This window comes from Aquincola sp. J276 (assembly GCF_024700035.1).
Lineage (GTDB): Bacteria > Pseudomonadota > Gammaproteobacteria > Burkholderiales > Burkholderiaceae_C > Aquincola > Aquincola tertiaricarbonis.
In genome coordinates, this window is sequence record NZ_JAJONC010000001.1 from 320,426 (window position 1) to 345,734 (window position 25,309).

The following is a 25,309-nucleotide window of genomic DNA, read 5'->3' on the forward strand; positions in this document are numbered from 1 at the left end:
TTTTGGCGTATCTACAGAACCGAACCGTGGTGCCCGGCTTGCAGTCTTCGCAAGCGGCGCCTTTCAACGATTGCCAGACCTGGTGGTGTCTCCCCGGTGAGGCGGTCGATTCGCAGGAATCTCCGAGGAAACACAATGGTTGTCATCCGTCTGGCCCGTGGCGGCTCAAAGAAGCGCCCGTTCTACAACATCGTCGTCGCCGACTCGCGTGAGCGCCGTGACGGCCGCTTCATCGAGCGCGTGGGCTTCTACAACCCCGTGGCTTCCGGCGCCGCCGAGTCGCTGCGCGTCGCGCACGACCGCGTGACGTACTGGAAGGGCGTCGGCGCCCAGCTGTCGCCCACCGTCGAGCGCCTGGTCGGCAACGCAAAGACCGCCGCTTGAGTCCGGGATACCGGCCGATGGACACCACCGCCCACGCGCCCGGCGATCCCGCCTGGCCCGACGATGCGGTGGAGGTCGGCCGGATCCTGGGGCCCTGGGGGGTCAAGGGCGCGCTGAAGGTGCTGCCCTATGCGTCCGATCCCAAGGCCTTGTTCTCCTCGCGGCGCTGGTTCATCGAACCGGGTCACCGGCTCTTGAAGATCACCGGCGCCCGCGAGCAGGGCGACGCCGTCGTCGCCACCGCCCAGGAAGTGCCCGACCGCAATGCCGCCGAGGCACTCAAGGGCGCGCAGGTGTTCGTCTCGCGCAGCAGCTTTCCCACGCCCGACGACGACGAGTACTACTGGGTCGACCTGATCGGCCTGGAAGTGGTCAATCGCGAAGGCGTGCAGCTGGGCGTGGTGTCCGACCTGCTCAGCACCGGCCCGCACAGTGTGTTGAAGGTGCGGCCGGCCGGCGTGCCGGACGACACGGAAGCCGAAGCTTCCGAGCGCCTCATCCCCTTCGTCGACGCCTATGTCGACCAGGTCGACCTGCCCGCCCGCCGCATCACCGTCGACTGGGGCCTGGACTACTGAGCCGCCGAACGCCATGCGCTTCGACGTGCTCACGCTGTTTCCCGAACTGTTCGCCCCGCAGCTGTCGCTGGGCGTGACCCGTCGCGCGTATGAATCCGGCCTGGTGGACGTGCGCCTGTGGCCGCTGCGCGAGTACGGGGAAGGGACCTACCGCCGCATCGACGACCGGCCCTTCGGTGGCGGCCCCGGCATGGTGATGCTGGCCGACCCGCTGGCGCGTGCGCTGGCCGATGTTCGGCAGCAGCGCGGCGATGCGGTGCCGCTGATCCACTTTTCGCCCACCGGCCGGCCGATCACGCAGGCACTGGTGCGCGAGATGGCTGCCGGGCCCGGCGCCGTGCTGCTGTGCGGCCGCTACGAGGGCATCGACCAGCGTTTTCTCGACCGCCATCCGCATGTCGAGCTGAGCCTGGGGGACTTCGTCCTGTCCGGCGGAGAGCTGCCGGCGATGGCATTGCTGGATGCCATTGCCCGCCTGCAGCCCGGCGTGCTGAACGACGCGGCCTCGCACCAGCAGGACAGCTTTTCCGAGGACGGCCTGCTCGATTGCCCGCACTACAGCCGCCCCGAGAGCTGGCTGCACGACGGCGAGGAGGTGCCGGTGCCGGCGGTGCTGCTGTCGGGCCACCATGCGCACATCGCACGCTGGCGGCGCGAGCGTTCGCTGGAGCTCACCGCGCGCCGGCGACCGGAGCTGATCGCGGCCGCACGGGCCGCAGGACGGCTGTCGAAGGCCGACGAGCATTACCTGTCGAGTCTCAGCATATAATCGCAGGCTTTTCACCGATCCTCTACCGGGCGCGGTGCTGGCAGCTCCACCCTCGTGGGCCCGGCACCGCACACGAACACCACGCGCCGGCAAGATCACCTGGAGAATTTCGTGAACCTGATCCAAACCCTCGAGCAAGAAGAAATTGCTCGCCTGAACAAGACCATTCCGGCCTTTGCGCCGGGCGACACGGTGATCGTCAGCGTCAACGTGGTCGAAGGCACCCGCAAGCGTGTGCAGGCCTATGAAGGCGTGGTCATCGCCAAGCGCAACCGCGGCCTGAACAGCAGCTTCATCGTGCGCAAGATCTCCAGTGGCGAAGGCGTGGAGCGTACGTTCCAGCTGTACAGCCCGCTGATCTCCAGCATCGAAGTCAAGCGCCGCGGCGACGTGCGCCGCGCCAAGCTGTACTACCTCCGCCAGCGCTCCGGCAAGTCGGCACGGATCAAGGAAAAGCTGTCCTGATCGTCGCCGCGGTCCTCACCGCCTCGCAAAGCCGCCTCCGGGCGGCTTTGTCGTTTGCAGCCTATGCTCGCCGACGCCATGCCCCGACCGATCATCCGAGACCCCCGGGCCGTGCCCATCGTCGCCATCGACGACGCACTGCCGCCCATCGACCCGGCCTTGCTCACCGCTTCAGCGCTGCGCGAACGCTTCGCCGAGGCCCGCGGCTGGACGCCCGAGTTCACGGGTGACGGCGGCCAGTCCGAGCGCGCGCCGGCCGCTGCTTCGGTGCTGGTGCCGCTGGTGGACCGGCCGCAGGGCCTGTCGGTGCTGCTGACGCAGCGCACCGCGCACCTGCGCGACCATGCGGGCCAGGTGAGCTTTCCGGGCGGCCGCGCCGAGCCCACCGACGCCGACGCCGTCGACACCGCGCTGCGGGAGGCGCAGGAGGAGGTGGGCCTGCAGCGCCAGCATGTGGAGGTGATGGGCCTGCTGCATCCCTACAGCACCGTCACCAACTTCGTGGTCACGCCGGTGGTGGGCCTGGTGCGGCCCGGGTTCGAGCTGACGCTGGATCCGTTCGAGGTGGCCGAGGCCTTCGAGGTGCCGCTGGCCTTCCTGATGACGCCGGCCAACCACCGCCGGCACCGCTTCGAATACGAGGGCCACGAACGCCACTTCCTGTCGATGCACTGGGAAGGACCGGCCGCCGATGGCCGGCAGCAGGCTTTTTTCATCTGGGGCGCAACAGCCTCCATGCTGCGCAACCTCTATCGCTTTCTGGCAGCGTAGTTGTCGTCGCTATCATCGCCGGCGATGAGTTTCTTCGCCGTCCTTTTTGCGCTGCTGATCGAACAGCTCAAGCCGCTGCCGCGTGACAACTGGGTGCACGATTCGCTGATCTCATGGGTCGGCTGGAGCGGTCGCAACTTCGACGCGGGCAAGGCCCATCACGCCTGGGTGGTGTGGGGCGTGACCGTGATCGCGCCCGCCCTGGTGGCCTGGGGCCTGCATGCCGCCATCGCCCACTACAGCCTGCTGCTGGCACTGGCCTTCAACGTGGCCACGCTGTATCTCACGCTGGGCTTCCGGCAGTTCAGCCACTACTTCACCGACATCCGCGACGCACTGGACCGCGGCCAGGAGAACGAGGCGCGGCGCCTGCTGGCCGAGTGGCGCCACCTGGACGCCAGCGAGCTGCCGCGCACAGAGCTGATGCGCCACGTGATCGAGCATTCGCTGCTGGCCGCGCACCGGCATGTGCTGGGCGTGTTCTTCTGCTTCATCGTGCTCTCGGCCTTCGGCCTGGGGCCGGCGGGGGCGGTGCTGTACCGCATGGCCGAATTCGCCAGCCGCTACTGGGCCTACAAGCAGCGTGCGCTGCAAGCGCCGTCGAACGACCGGCTGCGCGAGATCTCGCAGCGCATGTTCTCGCTGATCGACCATGTGCCGGCGCGACTGACGGCCTTCGGCTTCGCGGTGGTCGGCAACTTCGAGGAAGCCATCAACGTGTGGCGGCGCGACGCCGGCCTGTGGCTGCATGTCAACGAAGGCATCATCCTGTCGGCCGCCGCCGGGGCGTTGAACGTGCAGCTGGGTGGCGGCTGGGCGCCGGGCATCACGCCGGACCGCTCCAAGACCTTCGAGAGCGGCGTCGACCCGGAGGCGGTACGTGCGCAGGGCACCACGCCCGGCCTGCCGCCGCAGCTGGGCCACCTGCACAGCCTGGTGGGCCTGGTGTGGCGATCGGTGGTGCTGTGGATGCTGCTGGTGGCGCTGCTGTCTCTGGCCAACGTGCTGGGCTGAAGCCTGCTGCGGTCAGCGGTGGCTGCTGCGCGAGAGCTCGTCGAACAGCTCGCCGTAGATGCGCCAGCGTGAGGGGCTGATCTCGCCGCGCTCGACCGCCGCCCGCACGCCGCAGCCCGGCTCCTGGCGATGGGTGCAGTTGTAGAAGCGGCATTCGCTCAGGTGCGCCGCCAGGTCGGGCATGAGCCGCGGCAGGCGCTGCACGTCGATCTGCTGCAGGCCGAATTCCTGGAAGCCCGGCGAGTCGATCAGCGCCGTGCCGGCGTCACGGTCCACCCAGTACCAGCGCGTGGTGGTGGTGGTGTGGCGGCCTGAATTCAGCGCGGTGGAGATCTCGCCCACCTGCGCCGCGGCCTCGGGCACCATGAGGTTGATCAGCGTGCTCTTGCCGGTGCCGCTGGGGCCCAGCACCAGCGTCGTGCGGCCGGCCAGCAGCGGCGCGAAGAGGGCGCGGGCGCCTTCGGCGTCGTGCTTGATGGAGCTGTCGTGCACCTCCACGCCCATGGCCCGGTAGGGCGCCAGGCGCTCACGGGCCAGCGCCGCCTGCGGCAGGTCGGCCTTGTTGAGCACCACGCACACGTCGATCTCCGCCGCCTCGGCGGCGATGAGCGCGCGCGTGAGCTGCGACTCGCTGAACATCGGATCACCCGCCACCAGCACGATGATGCGGTCGAGGTTGGCGGCGAAGCTCTTGGTCTTCCACTCGTCCTGCCGGAACAGCAGGTTGCGCCGCGGCTCGATCTTCTCGATCACGCCTTCGTCGTCGCCCCCGGAGCCAGTGGGCATCCAGCGCACGCGGTCGCCCACCACGCAGTCGCTTTTCTTGCCGCGCGGATGGCAGGTCAGCCGCCGGCCTTCCGGCGTCTCGACGATGAAGTGGCGGCCGTGGGCGGCGACGATGAGGCCGGTGTCGTGCTCGGCGCGCCGGGAAGCGGCCGTCATGCGCCGTGCAGCCGCAGTGCGGCCAGCCGCTCGGTGGCGGGCGGATGCGAATAGTAGAAGCGCACGTAGACCGGATCGGGCGTCAGCGTGGAGGCGTTGTCCTCATGCAGCTTGAGCAGCGCACTCGCCAGGTCGCGGCCGTTTGCCTGTGCACAGGCGTAGGCGTCGGCCTCGAACTCGTGCTTGCGCGAGCTGCGCGCCGTCAGCGGCGCCAGCAGGAAGGTGAAGGGCGGCAGCGCCAGCAGGAACAACAGCAGCGCCAGCGCATCGTTGGGCGCGCCGAGGTTGGGCTGCACGCCCAGGCCGGTATAGAACCAGGCCTGCTGCGACAGCCAGCCCAGCAGCGCCAAGCCGGCCAGGCTGAGGCCGAACATCACCGCCATGCGCTTTTGCACATGCCGGTGCTTGAAGTGGCCGAGCTCATGTGCCAGCACCGCTTCCACCTCGCCGGGCGACAGCTTGGACAGCAGCGTGTCGAAGAACACCACCCGCTTGGCCGCGCCCAGGCCGGTGAAGTAGGCATTGGCATGGGCGGAGCGGCGGCTGCCATCCATCACGTACAGGCCCTTGGCGGCGAAGCCGCAGCGCTGCATCAGCGACTGCACGCGCGCCTTCAGCGATTCGTCGGGCAGCGGCTCGAACTTGTTGAACAGGGGCGCGATCAGCGTGGGATACAGCACCAGCAGCAGCAGCTGGAAGCCCGTCCAGGCGGCCCAGGCCCACAGCCACCACAGGCTGCCGGTGGCGCCCATGATCCACAGGATGAGGGCCGCCAGCGGCAGGCCGATGACCGCTGCCACCGCCAGGCCCTTGAGCATGTCGCCCAGCACCATGCGCCAGGTCATGCGGTTGAAGCCGAAGCGTTGCTCGATGCGGAAGGTGTTGTACAGGTCGAAGGGCAGGTCCAGCGCGCCAGCGACCAGCGCGAAGGCCACCAGCAGGCTGAGCTGGTAGGCCATGTCGCCCCAGCGCGGCTGCACCGCTTCCAGCAGCCAGCCGTTGAGCGCATCCAGCCCGCCCAGCAGCGTCCAGCCCAGCAGCACCAGCGTGGAAAAAGCCGTGGACAGCAGGCCGAAGCGGCCCTTGGCCAGCGTGTAGTCGGCCGCGCGCTGGTGGGCGGTCAGGGTCACCGTGCTGGCGAAATCGGCGGGCACCTCGTCGCGGTGTGCCGCCACGTGGCGCATCTGGCGCGATGCGAGCCAGAACTTGACGCCCATCGACGCCAGCAGCGCGGCGGCGAAGAGCAGAGACAGCAGGAGGGCTTGCATGGCCGAAGTGTAGGGCTGCGACAATCGACCGCTTTCCCAGACCCGCCGTGCCATGACCGACACCACGACTCCCAGCCTCGCCAAGAGCGACCAGAACCTGATCTGGATCGACCTCGAGATGACCGGTCTCTTCCCCAACACCGACCGCATCATCGAGATCGCGGTGGTGGTCACCGATCCGCAGCTGCAGGTGCGCATCGAAGGCCCGGTGTTCGCCATCCACCAGAGCGACGCCACGCTGGACGCGATGGACGCCTGGAACAAGGGCACGCACGGCCGCAGCGGCCTGACCGAGCGGGTCAAGGCCTCCACCGTGAACGAGGCGCATGCCGAGGCCGAGGTCATCGCCTGGCTTGCGCAGTACCTGCCCGCCGGCAAGAGCCCGATGTGCGGCAACTCCATCTGCCAGGACCGCCGCTTCCTGGCCAACTACATGCCGGCGCTGGAAGCCTTCTTCCACTACCGCAACCTGGACGTCAGCACGCTGAAGGAACTGGCCAAGCGCTGGAAGCCCGGCATCCTCGGCGGCTTCAAGAAGGCGCAGGCGCACACCGCCCTGGCCGACATCCACGAGTCCATAGACGAGCTGGCGTACTACCGCAATCACCTGCTTTCCGTCGACCCGGCGTGAAATTGCAGCGGGGTGCTTGGTAAAAACCCGGATTCACAGTAGAATCCGCGCTTCGGCTGGTGGTTGCTGCCAGCCGTTTCGTTCATCCCCACTGACTCTGTGGCCGGGCAATCAGCCCGGAAGCCCCTCTCGGGGCGCGGGTCGGCGGCGATGCCGTCGCTTGGGCCCGTTTGTCACTGTGCGGCACTCACTCAGAGTTGCCCGTCGAGCGTTCCTGTTGCTGCGACCTGACCCGGCTGCACCGTCCGTGCAGCCCGCGCAAGCTTTGTGCTGCGCGCCGAGAGAAGAGAAAGAGTTCCATGTTCACTGAAGCCAACATCCCCGCAGCCGACATCCCCGCGGGCGACGGCGAGACCAACGGTTTCGCCACCCTGGGCCTGCACGCCGCCCTGGTGCGCGCCGTGGCCGATTCCGGCTACACCACCCCGACCGAAGTGCAGGGCCGCGCGATTCCGCCGGCGCTGGCCGGCCAGGACCTGCGCGTGTCCTCCAGCACCGGCAGCGGCAAGACCGCGTCCTTCGTGCTGCCGGCGCTGACCCGCGTGCTGGCCGCCCGCGGCGACGGCAAGCGCCGCGAGAAGGGCGTGGTCCACGGCCCGCGCATCCTCGTGCTGACGCCGACCCGTGAACTGGCGATGCAGGTCTCCAAGGCCGCTTCCACCTACGGCACCCACGTGCAGGGCCTGCGCGTGGCCACCATCGTCGGCGGCGTGCCTTACGGCGCCCAGCTGAAGGCGCTGCGCGGCCCGCTGGACGTGCTGATCGCCACCCCTGGCCGCCTGATGGACCACATGGCCAGCGGCAAGGCCATCCTGGCGAACGTCGAGATGCTGGTGCTGGACGAAGCCGACCGCATGCTGGACATGGGCTTCATCGACGACATCCGCCACATCGCCGAATCGCTGCCGCAAGAGCGCCAGACGGTGATGTACAGCGCCACCTTCGCCGGCCACGTCGGCCGCCTGGCCGCCGAACTGCTGCGCGACGATGCGCAGACGATCGACGTCGCCTCGCACACCGACACGCACGAGAACATCGAGCAGCGCCTGCACTGGGCCGACAACGGCCAGCACAAGAATGCGCTGCTGGACCAGATCCTGTCGGAGCGCGACATGGAGCAGGCCGTGGTGTTCACCAGCACCCAGCGTGATGCCGACTGGCTGGCCGACCGCCTGGCCGACATGGGCCACCATGTCGCCTCGCTGCACGGCGGCATGCCGCAAGGCCGCCGCACCCGCGTGCTGCAGGGCCTGCGCAACAAGCAGCTGCGCGTGCTGGTCGCCACCGACGTGGCCGCCCGCGGCATCGACGTGCCGACGATCAGCCACGTGATCAACTACGGCCTGCCGATGAAGGCCGAGGACTACGTGCACCGCATCGGCCGTACCGGCCGTGCCGGCCGCAATGGCCTGGCGATCACGCTGGCCGAGGCGCCGGACGCCGGCATGATCCGCCGCATCCAGCAGTTCACCACCCAGCAGATCCCGGTGGCGACCATTGCCGGCCTGGAGCCGCAGAAGCCCGCCCCGCGCCTGTTCACGCAGCGCCGTGAAGGTGGCTTCGGTGGTGGCGCCGGTGGCGACCGCCCGCGTGGCCGTCCGTTCAACAAGGGCGGCTTCCGCTCGGGTGGCGGCGACCGTCCGGCCTTCGGCGGCCCGCGCAACGGCGGCGGTTTCAAGTCGTCGCCGCGCCAGCGTTGATCGCGCTCCGGCCATGAAGAAAGGGCTCGCAATGCGAGCCCTTTTTCTTTGGCGGGGCCGGTGCGTCAGACGCCCAGCAGCTCCACCTCGAACACCAGGGTGGCGTTCGGCGGAATGACGCCGCCGGCACCGCGGGCGCCATAGCCCAGGTCGGCGGGGATCGTCAGCACGCGCGTGCCGCCGACCTTCATGCCCTGCACGCCTTCGTCCCAGCCGCGGATGACCATGCCCTGGCCCAGGCCGAACTGGAACGGGTCGTTGCGGTCTTTGCTGGAATCGAACTTGCGGCCGCGCTGGTTGGGGGCGGCAGCGTCATGCAGCCAGCCGGTGTAGTGCACGGTGACATGCTGGCCGGCGCGGGCTTCGTCGCCGGTGCCCGGCACGGTGTCTTCGTACTGCAGGCCGGAGGAGGTGGTGACCATGATCGGAGCGTCCTTCTTGTGTTGTCAGCCCCACATCATGCCAGCCCGTGGATGCGCGCCCAGGCCGCGGTGGCTTCGGCCAGCCAGGCGTCACGGTGGGCGGCGGCCAGCGGTGGCAGGCCCAGCGCCTGGCCGGCCTGCCGCAGCGCCTGCAGCACCTCCCCGGGCGCGCCCAGCGCCAGCGGCGCGGCCCCGTTCTGCTTGGACAGCTTGTGCCCGTCCGGCGCCAGCACCAGCGGCGTGTGCAGGTAGCGCGGCGTGGGCAGGCCCAGCAGCCGCTGCAGGTGGATCTGGCGCGGCGTGTTGTCGGCCAGGTCCTCGCCGCGCACCACGTCGCTGATGCGCTGCGCCGCGTCGTCCACCACCACCGCCAGCTGGTAGGCCCACAGGCCGTCGGCCCGGCGCACGATGAAGTCGCCCACCTCGTGCGTGAGGTCCTGGTGCGCGTCGCCCAGGCGGCGGTCATGCCAGCCGATGTGCAGCGGCTGCGCCTCGGTACCGCACCGCACCCGCCAGGCGCGGGCCGGCTTGCCGTTCAGGCCCTGGCGGCAGGTACCGGGGTACACCAGCTCGCCGAAGCGCTCGGGCGGATGGCCGGCCGCCGCCAGCGCGGCTTCGATCTGCTTGCGGGTGCAGCCGCAGGGATACACCGCACCGGCCGCCTGCAGCGCCTGCAAGGCGGCTGCATAGGCGTCGCCGCGCCGGGATTGCCACCAGGGCGCTTCGTCGGCCACCAGGCCCAGGCGCTGCAGCTGGTCGAGGATGGCGTGGTCGGCGCCGGCCACGCAGCGGGGCGTGTCCACGTCCTCGATGCGCACCAGCCACGCGCCGCGGTGCGCGCGGGCGTCCAGCCAGCTGGCCAGCGCGGCCACCAGCGACCCGGCATGCAGCAGGCCGGTGGGCGAGGGCGCGAAGCGGCCGCGGTAGGCCGCTGCGGCGCCGGGGCCGGCGGCCACCGTCAGTCCACCCGTTGCGGCAGGCCCATGTGCCGCTCCAGCAGCGCCAGGCGGGTGGCCGGGCTTTCCAGTTGCTCCAGCCACCAGGCCAGCGCCAGGCCCTGCGGCGCCTTCCTGGGCTGCGGCGCGGCGGTGGTGCGCCAGGCGTAGCCCAGCAGCACCTGGCTGCGCTCGCGCTGCACCGGCTTGATGACCAGCCGGCCGGCGTTCACATGCTCGCGGATCAAGGGCTCGGGCAGGAAGCCGCAGCCCAGGCAGCGGATCTGCGCCTCGATCTTGGCCTGGGTGCTGGCCACGGTGAACACGTCCTGCCCGGGCAGCAGGTTCACCGTCAGCGGGGACAGGCGGTGCGCCGAGTCGGCCACGGCGACCGCGCGGTGGCGGATCAGCTCGGTATCGCTGATCGGTCCTTCCACTGCCGCCAGCGGATGGTGCGGCGCCACGGTGAACACGAAGTCCATGCCACCCAGCGGCTTCATCGCGATGCCCTGCGGCGGCGCCACCCCGGTGCCCACCCCGATCGCGAGGTCGGCCTGGCCCGAAACCAGCGCTTCCCAGGTGCCCGCCAGCACCTCGGTGCGCAGCCGCAGCCGCGTGCCCGGCCCGCCCTGGCCGTCGTCGGGGCGCATCGCAAAGAAGGATTCGCACAATTCGAACATGGTGAGGCGGGAGATCACGCCATCCACCGCAATGGTGAGGGAGGACTCCCAGCCGGTGGCCACGCGCTTGACCCGGTTGGCCACCGCGTCCATCTCGGCCAGCAAGCGGCGGCCCTCGTTGAGGAGTTCCTCGCCCGCGGCGGTCAGCCGGGCCTGGCCTGAACGGCGGTCGAACAACAGCACGTCCAGCGCGTCTTCCAGCTGGCGCACACTGTAGGTCAGCGCCGAAGGCACCTTGCCCAGCTCCCGCGCGGCGGCCGCAAAACTGCCGAGCCGGCCGATGGTGTCCATCATCGTCAGGGCATCGGGCGTGAGAGCGCTGCGGCGGTCGGGCATGCCTTCATCTTATTTGAATGGACGCTTCAAGCAAGGCCGGCTGGAGCGGCGGGCCGCGACTCCTACATTGGATTCACACAAGGAGTCCGCACCATGATCACCCTGCGCAAGAGCGAAGACCGGGGCTATGCCGACCACGGCTGGCTCAAGAGCCACCACAGCTTCTCGTTCGCCGACTACCACGACCCGGCGCACATGGGCTGGGGCAACCTGCGGGTGATCAACGAGGATCGCGTGGCGCCCGGGACCGGCTTCGGCACCCACGGCCACCGGGACATGGAGATCGTCAGCTACGTGCTGGACGGCGCGCTCGCGCACCAGGACAGCATGGGCAACGGCACCGCCAGCGGCGCCCACAGTGGCGTGATCCGGCCCGGCGACGTGCAGCGCATGACCGCGGGCACCGGCGTGCGCCACAGCGAGTTCAACCACTCGAAGGACGGCACGACGCACTTCCTGCAGATCTGGCTGCTGCCCGAGCGTCGCAACCTGCCGCCTGGCTATGAGCAGAAGCACTTCGACGCCGACAGCAAACGCGGCCGACTGCGGCTGCTGGCGGCGCCCGGCGGTGAAGACGGCGCGGTGACGCTGAATGCCGACGCACGCATCTACGCCGGGCTGTTCGATGCGGGCGAGCGGGCGCAGCTGGCGCTGGACCCGGCGCGCCTGGCCTATGTGCACCTGGCCCGTGGCCAGCTGGAGGTGAACGGCCTGACGCTGCAGGCCGGCGACGCGGCGCAGCTGCAAGGCGAGTCGCTGCTGACGCTGGCCAACGGCCGCGATGCCGAGGTGCTGGTGTTCGCGCTGGCTCCTTGAAACCGTGCGCTTTCCCCCTGTCGCCGGCGCAGTGGGCCAAGCAGTGAGGCAAACGCCCCACACCTCCGCCGGCAAGGGTTTGACCTAGGGTTTACACTAGGTCTAAGGGTTAGCACTTAGACCGACCCTCTTGCTGAGTCGAAAGAGAGATAGTAATGACCAAGATCATCGAAATGCTGCATGACCTCATGCGCCCCGAACCCGCCGCCCTGGACGAAGCCTATCTGGCCGAGTCGGTCGACATCTACGACCTGGAGCGCCGCATGCGCGAGCTGGACGACCGCCGCATGAACCCGCAGTGGGGCGGCCTGATGTCGCACGGCACGGCCTGAGTTTCCCGCTTCAAGCGCCCAGGAAGGCCCGCGCTGCATCCAGCGCACTGGGCAAGTCTTCTTCCTGCGGCAGGTGGCCGGCTTCCGGCAGGCGCACCAGCACGGCGTTCGGGATGGACGCGGTGACCCGAGCGGCCCGATCGCCCGGCATCCAGCGGTTCTGCTGGCCCCACATCACCTGCACCGGCATCGGCGTTGGCAGTTGGCGGGTCGCATTCTGCGCCGGACTGCCGTTGCCACCCGCGGCGGCTGCGCCCTGGGCATGGGCCTCGGCCTGCACCTGCAGCAGCTGCTCATGCAGCGCGCGGCGGTTGCCCTCGCGCAGCAGCAGCTCGAAATGGCGGTCGACCTGCTCGGCGCTGAGCCGATCGGGCCGCGCCACCAGGGCCGTCAGGTGCGCCTGCACCAGCGCCCGGGGCAGCAGCGATTCCGCCAACCAGTACAGCACCGGCAGCCGCGCTACCAGGAACAGCGGCGGCGTCCGCCGCGCCAGGATCGGACCGCTGCCCGGATTGAGCAGCAGCAGCCGTTCCACACGGCTGGGTGCTTGAGCCGCCAGCTCCAGTGCCACCTCGCCACCGCGCCCGTGGCCGACCAGCTGCACCTGCCGCAGCTGCAGCCGGTCCATCAGCGCCAGGACGAAGCGCGCCTGGGTGGACAGGCGGTAGTCGGCCTCGGGCTGCGGGCCAGTGAGGCCGGCGCCTGGCAGGTCGACGCTGACGACCCGCCGCTGGCGCGCCAGCCGCGGCGCCCAGGCGGACCAGGTGTGCAGGCTGTTGCCGAGGTCGTGCAGCATCAGCACCGGCAGCGGATCCTGCGGATGGCCTTCGTCGCGCAGGTGCACCACCTGGCCGGCCAGTTCGATGAACTGCGAGGGCGGCGGCGCCCAGCGCGCGACCAGGGATTCGGGCGCGCGGTCGGGCGCGCGGGACAGGGACACCGCCAGCGCCGTGCAGATCAGCAGCCCGCCCAGCAGTCGCAGCGCCCAGCTGCCGGCGGCCGATGGCGAATCGGCCGGGCCCCGCTTCACGGTGTGGCGTCGGGCGCCGCCTGGGGCGCCAGGGTGGCGTCGAGCAGCTCACGCTCGTCGAACACGAAGCAGCCGCCCCGCCAGTGCGGCGCGCCGTCGGTCTCCTCGAAGTACTTGAGGATGCCGCCTTCAAGCTGGTAGACGTGCTCGATGCCGGCTTCCTGCATCGCCAGCGCGGCCTTCTCGCAGCGGATGCCGCCGGTGCAGTAGCTCACCACCGTCTTGCCGGCCAGCTCGGGTGCATGCGTGGCCAGGGCCTTCGGAAAGTCGCTGAAGCGGCGCAGCTGCCAGTCGATGGCGTGCTCGAAGGCGCCGGCCTTCACCTCGAAGGCATTGCGGGTGTCCAGCATCACCACCGGGCGGCCTTCGTCGTCGGTACCGCGGTCCAGCCAGCGGGCCAGGGTCTTGGCCGGCACCGAGGGCGCACGCCGCGCCTCCGGCCGGATGGCCGGCTGGTTCATGCGGATGATCTCGCGCTTGACCTTCACCAGCAGCCGGCGGAAGGGCGTCTTGTCGCTGAAGCTTTCCTTGTGCGCCAGGTCGGCAAAGCGCGGGTCGGCGCGCAGCTGTGCCAGCCAGGCGCGCAGGCCGTCGATGGGGCCGGCGACGAACAGGTTGATGCCTTCCTCGGCCAGCAGCACGGTGCCCTTGAGGCCCAGGGAGGCGGCGGCTTCATGCAGGCGGTTGCGCAGGGCAGGCAGGTCGTCGAGGGTGACGAACTTGTAGGCCGAGGCATTCAGGACGGAAGGTGTGGAAGGCTGCACGGCGGGCATTCTAGGAGGGGCGCTGCCTACAATCCCGCGATGCCTTTTGTCCACCTCCGCATCCACACCGAATACTCCGTCGTTGACGGCACCCTGCGCATCGACGAGGCGGCCCAGGGCGCCCGCGCCGACGGCCAGGTGGCCCTGGGCATCAGCGACCTGTCCAACCTGTTCGGCACGGTCAAGTTCTATTCGGCCTGCCGCAAGGCGGGTGTCAAGCCGCTGATCGGCGTGGACGTGTGGATGGAGCCCGAAGGCGGGGAGAAGCAGCCGAGCCGGCTGCTGCTGATCGCGCAGGACTCGCAGGGCTACCTGAACATCAACCAGCTGCTGTCACGCGCCTGGACGGGCAACACCCAGCGGGCGCAGGCCTGGGTGAAGTGGAGCTGGCTGGCCGAGCTGAACGGCGGGCTCGTCGCGCTGTCCGGCGGCGATGCCGGCGCCGTCGGCCAGGCGCTGCTGGCGGGCGACGAGGCCCGCGCCGCCGCCATCGCCGAGCGGCTGGCCGCCACCTTCCCCGGCCGTTTCTACATCGAGCTGCAGCGCGCCGGCCTGCCGCTGCACGAGCCGCATGTGCGGGTGGCCGTGCCGCTGGCCGCGCGGCTGAAGCTGCCGGTGGTGGCCACGCATCCGGTGCAGTTCGCCGCGCCGGACGACTTCGAGGCACACGAGGCCCGGGTGTGCATCGCCGAGGGCGAGACGCTGGCCAACCCGCGGCGCGTCAAGCGCTTCAGCCGAGAGCAGTACTTCAAGTCGCAGGCCGAGATGGAGGCGCTGTTTGCCGACATCCCCAGCGCGGTGGCCAACACCGTGCGCATCGCCCAGCGCTGCAACCTGAGCCTGGTGCTGGGCAAGCCGCGGCTGCCCGACTTCCCGACGCCCGGCGGCATCCCGATCGAGCAGCACTTCCGCGCGGCGTCGCTGGAAGGCCTGGAGCACCGGCTGCGCCAGCTCTACCCCGACGAAGCCAGGCGCCAGGCCGAGCGGCCGCGCTACGTGGAGCGGCTGGACTTCGAGATCGACGTGATCCTGAAGATGGGCTTCCCGGGCTACTTCCTGATCGTGTCGGACTTCATCACCTGGGCCAAGAACAACGGCTGCCCGGTGGGCCCGGGCCGCGGCTCGGGCGCCGGCTCGCTGGTGGCCTATGCGCTGTCGATCACCGACCTCGACCCGCTGCGCTACAACCTGCTGTTCGAGCGCTTCCTGAACCCGGAACGGGTCTCGATGCCCGACTTCGACATCGACTTCTGCCAGGGCAACCGCGACCGGGTGATCGACTACGTCAAGCAGAAGTACGGGCTGGACGCGGTGAGCCAGATCGCCACCTTCGGCACCATGGCCGCCAAGGCCGCGCTGCGCGACGTGGGCCGGGTGCTGGGCATGGGCTACGGCCACGTCGATTCCATCGCCAAGCTGATCCCGGCGCCGCCGGGCAAGACGGTGACGCTGGCCAAGGTGCCCGAGAACCCCGACGGCGGCGTGATCTACGCCCGCAAGGAAGCACCCGAGCTGGAACAGCGCGAAGCCGCCGAGGAAGAAGTGGCCGCGCTGCTCGACCTGGCCGCCCGCGTGGAAGGCATGGTGCGCAACATCGGCATGCATGCCGGCGGCGTGCTGATCGCCCCAGGCAAGATCACCGACTTCTGCCCGCTGTACCAGCAGCCGGGCAGCGATTCGGCCGTCAGCCAGTACGACAAGGACGACGTCGAATCCATCGGCCTGGTGAAGTTCGACTTCCTGGGCCTAGCCACGCTCACCATCCTGGAGACGGCCAAGGAGTTCATCGTGCGCCGGCATCCGGCGAAGAAGGACTTCGCGTACGAGACGATTCCGCTGGACGATGCGCGCGCCTACAAGCTGTTTTCCGACGGCCTGACCGAGTCGGTGTTCCAGTTCGAATCGCCCGGCATGCAGCGCATGCTGCGCGACGCGCGGCCCAGCGTGTTCGAGGACATCATCGCGCTGGTGGCGCTGTACCGGCCGGGTCCGATGGACCTGATTCCCAGCTTCTGCGCCCGCAAGCACGGCCGCGAGGAGGTGGTGTACCCGCACAAGCTGCTGGAAGGCGTGCTCGCCGAGACGTACGGCGTGATGATCTACCAGGAGCAGGTGATGCAGTCGGCCCAGGTGCTGGGCGGCTACTCGCTCGGCGGCGCCGACCTGCTGCGCCGGGCCATGGGCAAGAAGAAGCCCGAGGAGATGGCCAAGCACCGCGAGATCTTCCGCGAGGGCGCGGCGGCCAAGGGCATCGACGGCAAGACGGCCGACGAGGTCTTCGACCTGATGGAGAAGTTCGCGGGCTATGGCTTCAACAAGAGCCATGCCGCCGCCTATGCGCTGCTGGCCTACCACACGGCCTGGCTGAAGGTGCATTTCACGGCCGAGTTCTTCGCGGCCAACATGTGCATCGAGACCGACGACACCGACAAGCTGAAGGTGTTGCTCAACGACGCGCAGACCAACTTCGACATCCGCTTCGAGCCGCCCGACGTCAACAGCGGCACCTATCGTTTCGAGCCGATCGACGACAAGACCGTGCGCTACGGCCTGGGTGCGATCAAGGGCACCGGCCAGGGCGCGATCGAGGCCATCGTGGCCGCACGCGCGCAGGGTGGGCCGTTCCGCAGCCTGTTCGACTTCTGCGCCCGGGTGGACCGCCAGCGCATCAACAAGCGCGTGGTGGAAGCGCTGATCAAGGCCGGCGCCTTCGACAAGCTGCATGCCGACCGCGCCAGCGCTCTGGCCAGCGTGAGCCTGGCACTCGACTGGGCCGACACCCAGGCCGCGCATGCCGACCAGGGCGGCCTGTTCGACTTCGACGACTCCCACGGCAGCAGCACGCAGGAGCCGCCGCTGGTGGCCGCCGAGCCCTGGAGCGTGAAGGAGCGTCTGACGCTGGAGAAGACGGCCATCGGCTTCTACCTCTCGGGCCACATGTTCGACCAGAGCGAGGCCGAGGTGCGCCAGTTCGTGCGCCGCGAGATCGCCGACCTGGGCGACAGCCGCGACCCGCAGGTGGTGGCCGGCATCGTCGGCGACCTGCGCATCGTCAACGGCAACCGCGGCCGCGTGGCCATCTTCAAGCTGGACGACAAGAGCGGCTTCATCGAGGCGGTGGCCGACGAGAAGACGCTGGACGCGAACAAGGAACTGCTGCGCGACGACGAACTGCTGGTGATCCAGGGCCGGGTGCAGCCCGACCGCTTCAGCGGCGGCCTGCGGCTGAACGTGCAGCAGGTCTGGGACCTGCCCACCGCGCGCTGCCGCTTCGGCCGTTACCTGCAGGTGAAGCTGGGCAGCGCGGGCCTGGACGCGCTGCAGCCGCTGGCCGCGCTGGTGCAGGAGTTTCCGGCGCGCCGCCTCGTCACCGAGGAAGGCGAGCGGCTGCAGGGCCTGCCGGTGCGGCTCGCGCTGCAGCGCGAGCAGGCGGTGGGCGTGGTCGACCTGGGCGACGCAGGCAGGTTCTTCCCCAGCGACGCGGCGCTCGAGCGCTGGCTGCGCAGCGTGCCCGGCGGCGCCACCGTGGTGTACGACGCGGAAACCACCTGATCAGGCGCCGGCCCCCGCCGCGGGCACGGCAGTGGCCGCAGGCCGGGGTGCCCTGCGCTGTCTCATCTTCAAGAAGGAAGTCTCCATGAACAAGCTCTCTGCCGGCCTGGCGCTGGCGGCTGCCGGCCTGCTGGCCGCGGCGTCCGCGGGTGCGGCCGACGTCGGCGTGTCCGTCACCATCAGCGAGCCGGGTGTCTATGGCCGCATCGACATCGGCCGCTTCCCGCAGCCCCAGGTGGTGCTGGCGGAGCCGGTGTGGGTGCAGCCGGTGCAGCGCGGCTACCGGCCGCCGCCGGTGTACATGTGGGTGCCGCCGGGCCACCAGAAGAACTGGGCCAAGCACTGCGGCCGCTACAACGCCTGCGGCGTGCCGGTGTACTTCGTGCGGGACGACTGGTACCACCAGCATGTCGACCGGCGCGACGGGCCGCACGGCCAGCCCGGCGGCCGCGACGACGACCGTGGCCCCGGCAAGCACCATGACAAGGGCCCCGGCAAGGGCCACGGTCATGGAAACGACAGGAAACGGCCATGGCAAGGGCCATGGCCGCGACTGAAGCCACCGGCGCGCCGGCGGTGCGAGCTACTTCTTGTCGGTCACCAGCTTGGCGGCCGCGGTGGCCCCGGGCGGCGCGAATACCGCGCCGTTGACCGTCAGGCCTTCGGCCGACAGCTTGCCGGCCTTGGCCGGGCCGATGCCCTGCACCCGGTCGATGAGGTCGTTCCAGTCCTTGAAGGGCGCCGTCTTGCGGGCCTCCAGCACGCGCGAGGACATGGCGGGCCCGATGCCCTTGACCGTTTCCAGCTGCGCCTGGTCGGCCTTGTTGACGTCGACCGCCGCCCAGGCGGAGACACACATCACGGCAGCCGCCAGCGCGGCAGCCAGGGACTTGAGGGGAGCGAACATGGGCAGATCCTTTGCGAAGGGTTGAGGGCCGCGACGCACTGCCGGCCCTCTTGCGTGTTCGTGCGCCGCAAGGCTGCCGTGAATCCCGCAGCAGGGTGCACCCGCAAGAGTCCGCGCGGCCGCCAGATCCATCACGCCGGCGGCCCATCGCCCGCTTGACAGGCCGGCAGCAGCTACAGTGCGCCGGCCATGCCGCCCCTGCAGATCTGCTTCGTCTCCGACCATCCGCGCCGCCGCTTCTTCCGGCAGGACGCCTCCTTCATCTACCGCTGCGAGAACCTGGGCCTGGCCCTGCGTGCGATGGGCCACGAGGTGCGGCTGCTGCACCTGAACGAATTGCTGCTGCGCCCCGGCCGACCCGACGTGGCGGTGTTCCTGCGGCCCTCGCGGTCCTGGCGCCTGCGGCTGGCGCTGGCGATGCTGCGCCGCCGCGGCTGCCGCGTGGTGGCCGATACCGACGACCTGAACTTCGACCCCGCGGCGGCCGCCTACCGGCCTTCGGTGCTGGCCGGCAGCGCCAGCCTGCGCAAGACGGAGGGCAAGTTCGCCAGGGCGCTGGCGGCCCTGGCCCTGTTCGACCGTGTGACCGTCTCCACCGACGAGCTGCAGCGCCGCTTGCGGCCGCTGCTGCCCGACATGCCCTGCACGGTGGTGCCGAACGCGGTGCACCGCAGCTGGCGCGCGCTGCAGCTGCCGCGGGCCAGCCGCCGCGTGCTGACCTACTTCAGCGGCACCAGCACCCACGACCGCGACTTCGCACTGGTGGCGCCGGCGCTGCAGCAGCTGCTCGACGAGATGCCCGACCTGGAAGTGCGCGTGGTGGGCCGGCTGGACACGCCGCTGCAGCACCCGCGCCTGCAGCGCGTGGCCAAGCTGTCGTTCGGCGACTATCCGGCGGCCGTGGCCGCCAGCTGGCTGAACATCGCGCCGCTGGAGGACACGCCGTTCACCCGCGGCAAGTCGGCGCTCAAGACCATCGAGGCCGGCTTCTTCGACGTGCCGACGGTGGCCACGCCGCTGGGCGACGTGCTGCGGCTGCAAGTGCCCGGCGTGCTGTTCGCCACGACGCAGGCCGAGTGGCTGCAGCAGCTGCGCCATGCGCTGCAGCCCGCCGAACGCGCGCGCCTGAGCGAGGGCCTGGCGCAGCGGCTGCGGCCGTTGAGCGATGTCGACCTGTTCGCGGCGCAGTGGCTGCGCTTCGTCAGCCGCTGATCAGCCCAGCACCTTCACGCCGACCTGCTCGAAGGTGCGCTGCATGTCGCGCCGTTCCTGGTCGGACTTGAAGCGCACCTTGTCCCAGCCGATGGCCACCACCTCGGTGTCGGCGCCGTAGACCTGGCGCGCGAACAGCAGGGCGGTGGAGCGCACGCCCACCACGGCGCTGAAATGCTGGCGCGACATCCACAGCTCCAGCGGCTCGTCCAGCACCAGCACCTCGTCGCCCGGGGCCGACAGCTCGCGGTTGGGGTCCTTGGGATGGCCCTTGTAGAGCACTTCCTCGATGCCGCGGTCCCGCAGCCACTGTCGCACCGCGGCCGACAGCACCGGCAGGTCGGCCTCGGCCAGCAGGCCCGCGCCCACCAGCGGCTGGCCGATCACCAGCGCGCGGCGGCGCAGGCCGGCCTTGGCGATCGGCGATACCGGGCCGGCGATGGGCGCCAGCGTCACCACCTTGGCAGCCGGGTATTCATGCGGCATGCCGGGCAGCACGTAGATGCGGTCGCAGAAGGGCGCGTCGGAGCCGATGCGGTCGCCCGCGAACGGCGTGAAGCGCAGCTCCGGCGCTGCCAGCCGGCGCAGCCGCCGCAGGTGCTGCAGCAGCCGCTTGCCGCGCGACAGCGGATAGCGCCGCACGCTGATCAGGCCGTCGGGCAGGATGCGCGCGCGCATCTGGCGCGCGCCGGTGGCCCGTGGCAGCGCATGCAGGAAGTAGTTGATCGCCTCGGTGTCGAACACCGCGCTGTGCAGGTGCAGCGTGTCGGCCCGGCCCACCGCATCCGCTACCAGGCGGATGTTCTCGCGCAGCCGGCGGTGGCGACCGAAGGGGCCGGGCAGCGGCTTCAGCCGCGGCCAGGGCAGGTAGACGGCGGCGTCCCAGTCCTCCTGCCGCACGATGGGGCCGACGCCCGGCTGGTACCACACCAGCACCTGGCGGTGGCCCGCCTCATGCGTGCGCGCGATCTGCCGCGCCGCCAGGTACTGCAGCGGCGAGGCGACGAAATAGACGGCGACGGTGCCCATGCCGCTTCAAGCCGGGCGCCGGCCGCGGCGGGCCAGCACCTCGCGGTAGACGGCCAGGTTGCCTTCCACCATCGAGCGGGTGGAAAAGCCGTCCAGCACCCATTGCCGGGCCGCCTGGCCGTAGTGCCGCCGCAGCGCCTCGTCGGCCAGCAGCTTGAGCATCGCGGCGGCCAGCGCCGGCGCATCGCCCGGCTGCACCAGCTCGCCGTTGAGGCCGGGCTGCACGATCTCGGGGATGCCGCCGGCGCGCGTGGCCACGATCGGCACGCCGCAGGAAGCGGCCTGCAGCAGCGACACGCCCAGGCCTTCGGTGGCCGCGGGATGCACCACCAGGTCCAGGCTGGGCATCACCCGGTGCAGGTCGTCGCGGAAGCCGCCGAACAGCACGCTGGCCTGCAAACCGCGCTCGGCCACCAGCTGCTTCATCGGCTCGACCTGCGGCCCCTGGCCCAGGAAGACGACCTTGGTGCGCGGCTGCGCGGCCAGCACCGCCGGCATGGCATCCACCAGCACCCGGTGGCCCTTGCGCGGGATGAACTGCGCGATCAGCGCCACCGCCAGGTCGCCGGGCTGCAGGCCGAACTGGGCATCGAACCAGGCGCGGTCCGCGTCGCGCGGCTCGTTCGGCCGGTAGCGCTCGGTGTCCACCGCCGAATGCACGCACACCACCTGCTCGGGCGGCACGCCTTCGCTCAGCAGCACCTTGCGGATGCCGTGCGAGATGGCCACCACCTTGTCGTACAGCGGGTACTTGTGGCGCACGACGAAGGGACGCTCGCGGTTGTCCACGCGCCGGCTGTGAACCACCGGCACGCCCTCGCTGCGGGCAGCCAGCGCGCCCCACACGTCGGTGCCGAAACGGGCATGCAGATGAACGATGTCGGGCCGCACCTGGCGGATCAGCCGGCGCAGCCGCCACCAGGTGAAAACGTCCACGTCGCCCTTCATCACCGTCTCGTGCACCGTCGCGCCGTGCTGCGCCGCGGCCGGCCCGATGGCCGCGCCGATGCGGCAGGCGAGGTGGTTCTCGTAGCCGCGCTGCTGCAGGCCCTGCATCAGCAGCACCGCCTGCAGCGCGCCGCCGTAGAGGTGGCGGCCGGATTCGACGTGCAGGACTTTCATGCGGGCTGGGCGAGCAGGTGCTGCGCAGTGGAGAACACGTGGTCGACGGTGTGCGCGCGCATGCAGTCGAAGCGGCCGCCGCAGGTGGGTTTGCGCTTGCAGGGCGAGCAGGGCAGCGGCTCGTAGAGGATGGCGGTGCGCGGCGCATCGGCGTCGCGGTAGGGCCGCGTGGAGCCGAACAGCGCGATCGTCGGGATGCGGAAGGCGCTGCCGGCATGCGTGAGGCCGGTGTCCACGCCGATGAGCAGCGCGGCATGCGAGATGAGCGCCACGCTCTCGTCCAGCTTGAGCTGGCCGGCCAGGTCGATCGCCGACGGCGCCGCCGACGCGATGCGCGCGGCCGCGGGCCGGTCGGCCGGGCCGCCCAGCAGCACCGGCGTGATGCCATGCATCGCCAGCCGCTCGGCCAGCGCGGACCAGCGGTCCTCGAACCAGTGCTTCTGCGGCCGCGTGGTGAAGGGGCACAGCACGGCGAAGGGCGGCAGCACCTTGCGCGCGGCCAGCGCATCCAGCGCACGCCGGTGGGTGGCTTCGGTGAATCGCAGGTCGAGCCGGAAGGCCTCGTCCGGCGCACCCATGTGGCGGGCCAGCGCGCGGTATTCGGCGCCGATGCGCGGATCGCCGGCCTTGGGCGGATCGAGCCGCTCGGTCGCCAGCCACTGCGCGCCTTCGCGCGCCAGCAGGCCCACCCGCCGCGGTGCGCCGCTCATCCAGGCCCACAGCCCGCTCTTGAGCAGGCCCTGCGCATCCAGGGCCACGGTGAAGCGCCGTTCGCGCAAGGCGCGGCGGAAGCTGCGCAGCTCGCGCCACAGCGCGCCGTACTGCCTGTCGCGCCACAGCTGCTGCCACTGCTGGCGCGGCCAGACGATCACCTCGTCGAGCAGCGGATGCTGGCGCAGCAGCGGCGCGGCGGGTGATTCGGTCAGCCAGGCGATGTGCGCATCGGGGTGCTGCGAGCGCAGCGCCGGGATCAGGCCCGAGGCCATCATCACGTCGCCCAGCGCCGACAACCGCACGATGAGGATGCGCTGCGCCGCTGTGTTGGCTGCCCGTTCGCTCACGGCGCGCGGGCGGCGGTGGCGTCCGCCAGCAGGTCGGCGGTGGCCGCGGCGAGGTCGGCATGCACGCTGTCGGCCAGCGCCAGGTCGGCCGGCGTCAGCGCGTGGCCCGAGCGCACCAGCATCACCCGGCCGACACCGGCGGCGCGGCCGGCTTCGGCGTCGGAGCCCTTGTCGCCCACCAGCACCGAATCGGCCAGCGACAGGTCCAGCGCGCGAGCCGCTTGCAGCAGCATGCCCGGCGCCGGCTTGCGGCAGTCGCAATCGACGGCCAGTGCCGGCACCGTGCCCTTGGGATGGTGCGGGCAGTGGTACACCGCGGCCAGCGGCACGCCTTGTCCAAGCAGGTGCTCGCGCAGCGTGGCGGTGAGCTGCTGGTACTGCGCCTCGGTGTACATCCCGCGCGCCAGGCCCGACTGGTTGGTGATCACCACCAGCGCATAACCCGCCTCGTGCAGCCGGCGCATCGCGTCCACGCTGCCGGGCACGAACTCGAAGTCTTCCCAGGTGTGCACATAGCCGTGCTCGACGTTGATCACGCCGTCGCGGTCGAGGAAGGCGGCGCGCTTCATGCCGCGCCGCCGCCTGCGGCCATGCGCTTGACCAGGCGGGTGGTGCTGTAGCCATCCACGAAAGGGATGGCCAGCGAGCGACCGCCCCAGCCGCGCACCAGCGCGGTTTCGGCCAACGTGTCCATGTCGTAGTCGCCGCCCTTGACGTAGACGTCGGGCCGCACGCGGGCCAGCAGCGCCACCGGCGTGGGCTCGTCGAAGAAGGTGACCAGCGCCACCGAGCCCAGCCCGGCGATGACCAGCGCGCGGTCCAGCTCGGTGTTGATCGGCCGCTCCGGGCCCTTGCCCAGGCCGCGGGCCGAACGGTCGGTGTTCAGCGCCACGATCAGCGACGCACCCAGCTGCGATGCCTGGTGCAGGTACTGCACATGGCCGCGGTGCAGCAGGTCGAACACGCCGTTGGTGAACACCCAGGGCCGCGGCAGCGTGGCCAGGCGCGCGGGCAGCTCGTCGGGCAGGCAGAGCTTGCTGTCGGGTGACGGGTTCATGCGGTGGTGCGGGCAAACAGCTCGTCGAAGGTGACACCGGCGGTGCCGAACTTGCCCACCACGATGCTGCCGGCGCGGTTGGCATGCGGCACGGCCTCGCGCAGCGTCATGCCGTCGGCCACCAGGGCGGCCAGCGTGGCGATCACCGTGTCCCCCGCACCCGTCACGTCAAACACCTCGCGCGCCAGCGCCGGCACATGCAGCGCGCCCTGGGCATCGAAGAGCGTCATGCCTTCTTCCGAACGGGTGAGCAGCACCGCTTGCAGCTTCAGCCGCTCGCGCAGCGCCTGGACGCGTTCGGTCAGCATGGCCTCGTCGCTCCAGCGGCCGATCACCTGCGCCAGCTCCGAGCGGTTGGGCGTGATGACGGTGGCGCCGGCGTAGCGGTCGAAGTCGGTGCCCTTGGGATCAACCAGCACCGGCCGGCCGGCCGCGCGGGCGATCTCGATCATGCGCGGGATGTGGGCCAGGCCGCCCTTGGCGTAGTCGCTGAACAGCACCGCATCATGGCGCTGCACCTCGCGCTCCACCGCGCCCAGCAGCTGCGACAGCACCTCGTGGCTGGGCTGGCTTTCGAAGTCGATACGCAGCAGCTGCTGCGAGCGGCCGATCACCCTGAGCTTGACGATGGTCTGCAGCGTGGCGTCGTGGCCCAGCACATGGGCCACGCGGCGTTCGTCCAGCAGCTTCTGCAGCCGCTGGGCCGCGTCGTCGGTGCCCACCACCGTCAGCAGCGTGGCCGGCACGCCCAGCATCTGCACGTTGTAGGCGACGTTGGCCGCACCGCCCAGGCGCTCTTCCTCGCGGCGGATGCGCACCACCGGCACCGGCGCCTCGGGCGAGATGCGCTCCACGTCGCCGAACCAGTAGCGGTCCAGCATCACGTCGCCCACCACCATCACGCGGCGGCGGGCCAGCGCATCGCGCGAGACGCTTTTCTTGAGCGGAATCGGAAAACTCACGCGATCCCCAGCTTGTCTTCGATCAGCCCGCACAGCGTGTGGATCACCAGGATGTGCACTTCCTGGATGCGCGCCGTCACGTCGCTGGGCGCCACGATGGCGAGGTCGCTCTCGGCCAGCAGCGGCCCGCCGTCGCGGCCGAGCAGGCCCACCACCTTGGCGCCGGCCTCGCGCGCGGCGGCGGCGGCCTTCAGCACGTTGGGCGAGCGGCCGGAGGTGCTGATGCCGATGAAGCAGTCGCCCGGCCGCGCCAGCGCCTGCACCTGGCGGGCGAAGACGTCGTCGAATCCATAGTCGTTGCCGATGCAGGTGAGCGCCGAGCTGTCGGTGGACAGCGCGATCGCCGCCAGCGGCCGGCGGTCCTTGATGAAGCGGCCGGTGAGCTCCGAGGCCAGGTGCTGCGCATCGGCCGCCGAGCCACCATTGCCGCACACCAGCAGCTTGTTGCCGGCCTGCAGCACGGCCGCCAGCAGCGCGCCCACGCGCTCCACGTCGGCTTCCAGCGCGGGCAGGCGGCGCATCACGTCGAGATGCTGTTCGACGTTGTCGAGAAAGAGGGAAGACATCAGG

27 protein-coding genes are annotated in these 25,309 nt (G+C 70.4%); 12 read left to right on the forward strand and 15 right to left on the reverse strand.

Annotated features, from left to right (window positions below):
* Positions 1 to 135: 135 nt before the first annotated feature.
* The 6 genes from rpsP to LRS14_RS01585 all read left to right on the forward strand — a co-directional run bounded on the left by rpsP (position 136) and on the right by LRS14_RS01585 (position 3,981).
* Positions 136 to 384: a 30S ribosomal protein S16 gene (rpsP, locus tag LRS14_RS01560; RefSeq protein ID WP_046113495.1), complete on the forward strand. Its 249-nt coding sequence runs from the start codon at positions 136 to 138 to the stop codon at positions 382 to 384.
* 17 nt (positions 385 to 401) lie between these two features.
* A complete protein-coding gene (gene rimM / locus LRS14_RS01565; RefSeq protein WP_257798334.1) occupies positions 402 to 962 on the forward strand; it encodes a ribosome maturation factor RimM in 561 nt (186 codons plus the stop codon).
* A 13-nt stretch (positions 963 to 975) separates the two neighbouring features.
* Positions 976 to 1,731, forward strand: a complete 756-nt coding sequence (gene trmD, locus LRS14_RS01570) for a tRNA (guanosine(37)-N1)-methyltransferase TrmD (RefSeq protein WP_257798335.1) — start codon at positions 976 to 978, stop codon at positions 1,729 to 1,731.
* A 111-nt stretch (positions 1,732 to 1,842) separates the two neighbouring features.
* Positions 1,843 to 2,196: a 50S ribosomal protein L19 gene (rplS, locus tag LRS14_RS01575; RefSeq protein WP_046113621.1), complete on the forward strand. Its 354-nt coding sequence runs from the start codon at positions 1,843 to 1,845 to the stop codon at positions 2,194 to 2,196.
* A gap of 78 nt (positions 2,197 to 2,274) precedes the next feature.
* Positions 2,275 to 2,967 (forward strand): CoA pyrophosphatase, encoded by a 693-nt coding sequence (locus LRS14_RS01580; RefSeq protein WP_046113622.1) that lies wholly within the window; start codon positions 2,275 to 2,277, stop codon positions 2,965 to 2,967.
* Positions 2,968 to 2,991: 24 nt separating this feature from the next.
* Positions 2,992 to 3,981, forward strand: coding sequence for a CobD/CbiB family protein (locus tag LRS14_RS01585; RefSeq protein WP_046113498.1), 990 nt, complete (start codon positions 2,992 to 2,994; stop codon positions 3,979 to 3,981).
* A gap of 12 nt (positions 3,982 to 3,993) precedes the next feature.
* On the opposite strand, the gene rsgA is transcribed toward LRS14_RS01585, so the two are convergent.
* Entirely contained in the window at positions 3,994 to 4,923 is a 930-nt protein-coding gene (rsgA, locus tag LRS14_RS01590; protein ID WP_046113499.1) for a ribosome small subunit-dependent GTPase A, read from the reverse strand.
* The gene (locus LRS14_RS01595; RefSeq protein WP_257798336.1) at positions 4,920 to 6,191 is read right to left on the reverse strand and encodes a M48 family metallopeptidase; all 1,272 of its coding nucleotides are present in this window, start codon (positions 6,189 to 6,191) and stop codon (positions 4,920 to 4,922) included. Before LRS14_RS01595 ends, rsgA begins: the two co-directional genes overlap by 4 nt.
* 52 nt (positions 6,192 to 6,243) lie before the next feature.
* Between LRS14_RS01595 and orn the strand changes: the two genes are divergently transcribed.
* Together orn and LRS14_RS01605 are read left to right on the forward strand one after the other, a co-directional pair.
* Entirely contained in the window at positions 6,244 to 6,822 is a 579-nt protein-coding gene (orn, locus tag LRS14_RS01600; RefSeq protein ID WP_257798337.1) for an oligoribonuclease, read from the forward strand.
* 299 nt (positions 6,823 to 7,121) lie between these two features.
* Complete coding sequence (locus LRS14_RS01605) at positions 7,122 to 8,522, forward strand: DEAD/DEAH box helicase (RefSeq protein ID WP_257798338.1); 1,401 nt, start codon at positions 7,122 to 7,124, stop codon at positions 8,520 to 8,522.
* 65 nt (positions 8,523 to 8,587) lie between these two features.
* On the opposite strand, the gene LRS14_RS01610 is transcribed toward LRS14_RS01605, so the two are convergent.
* Genes LRS14_RS01610 through LRS14_RS01620 form a run of 3 tightly spaced genes read right to left on the reverse strand, consistent with a single transcriptional unit; the run spans position 8,588 to position 10,895 of the window.
* Complete coding sequence (locus LRS14_RS01610) at positions 8,588 to 8,944, reverse strand: FKBP-type peptidyl-prolyl cis-trans isomerase (protein WP_046113501.1); 357 nt, start codon at positions 8,942 to 8,944, stop codon at positions 8,588 to 8,590.
* Positions 8,945 to 8,979: 35 nt separating this feature from the next.
* The gene (gene gluQRS / locus LRS14_RS01615) at positions 8,980 to 9,900 is read right to left on the reverse strand and encodes a tRNA glutamyl-Q(34) synthetase GluQRS (RefSeq protein ID WP_257798339.1); all 921 of its coding nucleotides are present in this window, start codon (positions 9,898 to 9,900) and stop codon (positions 8,980 to 8,982) included.
* A gap of 2 nt (positions 9,901 to 9,902) precedes the next feature.
* Positions 9,903 to 10,895, reverse strand: a complete 993-nt coding sequence (locus tag LRS14_RS01620) for a LysR family transcriptional regulator (protein WP_046113503.1) — start codon at positions 10,893 to 10,895, stop codon at positions 9,903 to 9,905.
* Positions 10,896 to 10,988: 93 nt separating this feature from the next.
* Between LRS14_RS01620 and LRS14_RS01625 the strand changes: the two genes are divergently transcribed.
* Positions 10,989 to 11,711, forward strand: a complete 723-nt coding sequence (locus LRS14_RS01625; RefSeq protein ID WP_257798340.1) for a pirin family protein — start codon at positions 10,989 to 10,991, stop codon at positions 11,709 to 11,711.
* A gap of 155 nt (positions 11,712 to 11,866) precedes the next feature.
* Positions 11,867 to 12,043 (forward strand): DUF3563 family protein, encoded by a 177-nt coding sequence (locus LRS14_RS01630; RefSeq protein ID WP_083440596.1) that lies wholly within the window; start codon positions 11,867 to 11,869, stop codon positions 12,041 to 12,043.
* Positions 12,044 to 12,053: 10 nt separating this feature from the next.
* On the opposite strand, the gene LRS14_RS01635 is transcribed toward LRS14_RS01630, so the two are convergent.
* Both LRS14_RS01635 and LRS14_RS01640 read right to left on the reverse strand, forming a co-directional pair.
* Positions 12,054 to 13,073 (reverse strand): alpha/beta fold hydrolase, encoded by a 1,020-nt coding sequence (locus LRS14_RS01635; protein ID WP_257798341.1) that lies wholly within the window; start codon positions 13,071 to 13,073, stop codon positions 12,054 to 12,056.
* On the reverse strand, positions 13,070 to 13,846 hold the full coding sequence (locus tag LRS14_RS01640; protein WP_257798342.1) for a sulfurtransferase: 777 nt from the start codon (positions 13,844 to 13,846) through the stop codon (positions 13,070 to 13,072). Before LRS14_RS01640 ends, LRS14_RS01635 begins: the two co-directional genes overlap by 4 nt.
* A gap of 30 nt (positions 13,847 to 13,876) precedes the next feature.
* On the opposite strand from LRS14_RS01640, the gene dnaE reads away from it, so the two are divergent.
* Positions 13,877 to 17,389, forward strand: coding sequence for a DNA polymerase III subunit alpha (gene dnaE, locus LRS14_RS01645; protein WP_257798343.1), 3,513 nt, complete (start codon positions 13,877 to 13,879; stop codon positions 17,387 to 17,389).
* A 583-nt stretch (positions 17,390 to 17,972) separates the two neighbouring features.
* Here dnaE and LRS14_RS01650 read toward each other — a convergent pair.
* The gene (locus LRS14_RS01650; RefSeq protein WP_046113508.1) at positions 17,973 to 18,296 is read right to left on the reverse strand and encodes a helix-hairpin-helix domain-containing protein; all 324 of its coding nucleotides are present in this window, start codon (positions 18,294 to 18,296) and stop codon (positions 17,973 to 17,975) included.
* 189 nt (positions 18,297 to 18,485) lie between these two features.
* Here LRS14_RS01650 and LRS14_RS01655 point away from each other — a divergent pair, with 189 nt between their 5' ends.
* Positions 18,486 to 19,508: a glycosyltransferase gene (locus LRS14_RS01655; protein ID WP_257798344.1), complete on the forward strand. Its 1,023-nt coding sequence runs from the start codon at positions 18,486 to 18,488 to the stop codon at positions 19,506 to 19,508.
* On the opposite strand, the gene LRS14_RS01660 is transcribed toward LRS14_RS01655, so the two are convergent.
* Genes LRS14_RS01660 through gmhA form a run of 7 tightly spaced genes read right to left on the reverse strand, consistent with a single transcriptional unit; the run spans position 19,509 to position 25,305 of the window.
* Entirely contained in the window at positions 19,509 to 20,537 is a 1,029-nt protein-coding gene (locus LRS14_RS01660) for an alpha-2,8-polysialyltransferase family protein (RefSeq protein WP_257798345.1), read from the reverse strand. It abuts the gene before it with no gap.
* Between the two features lie 6 nt (positions 20,538 to 20,543).
* On the reverse strand, positions 20,544 to 21,659 hold the full coding sequence (locus tag LRS14_RS01665) for a glycosyltransferase (protein ID WP_257798346.1): 1,116 nt from the start codon (positions 21,657 to 21,659) through the stop codon (positions 20,544 to 20,546).
* A complete protein-coding gene (locus tag LRS14_RS01670) occupies positions 21,656 to 22,720 on the reverse strand; it encodes a glycosyltransferase family 9 protein (protein ID WP_257798347.1) in 1,065 nt (354 codons plus the stop codon). The genes LRS14_RS01665 and LRS14_RS01670 overlap by 4 nt, the downstream gene beginning before the upstream one ends.
* Positions 22,717 to 23,289, reverse strand: coding sequence for a D-glycero-beta-D-manno-heptose 1,7-bisphosphate 7-phosphatase (gene gmhB / locus LRS14_RS01675; RefSeq protein WP_257798348.1), 573 nt, complete (start codon positions 23,287 to 23,289; stop codon positions 22,717 to 22,719). Before gmhB ends, LRS14_RS01670 begins: the two co-directional genes overlap by 4 nt.
* Complete coding sequence (locus LRS14_RS01680) at positions 23,286 to 23,777, reverse strand: adenylyltransferase/cytidyltransferase family protein (protein ID WP_046113513.1); 492 nt, start codon at positions 23,775 to 23,777, stop codon at positions 23,286 to 23,288. The genes gmhB and LRS14_RS01680 overlap by 4 nt, the downstream gene beginning before the upstream one ends.
* Positions 23,774 to 24,676, reverse strand: a complete 903-nt coding sequence (gene rfaE1 / locus LRS14_RS01685; RefSeq protein ID WP_404977568.1) for a D-glycero-beta-D-manno-heptose-7-phosphate kinase — start codon at positions 24,674 to 24,676, stop codon at positions 23,774 to 23,776. Before rfaE1 ends, LRS14_RS01680 begins: the two co-directional genes overlap by 4 nt.
* A gap of 59 nt (positions 24,677 to 24,735) precedes the next feature.
* On the reverse strand, positions 24,736 to 25,305 hold the full coding sequence (gene gmhA / locus LRS14_RS01690) for a D-sedoheptulose 7-phosphate isomerase (RefSeq protein WP_257798350.1): 570 nt from the start codon (positions 25,303 to 25,305) through the stop codon (positions 24,736 to 24,738).
* Between the last annotated feature and the right edge of the window lie 4 nt (positions 25,306 to 25,309).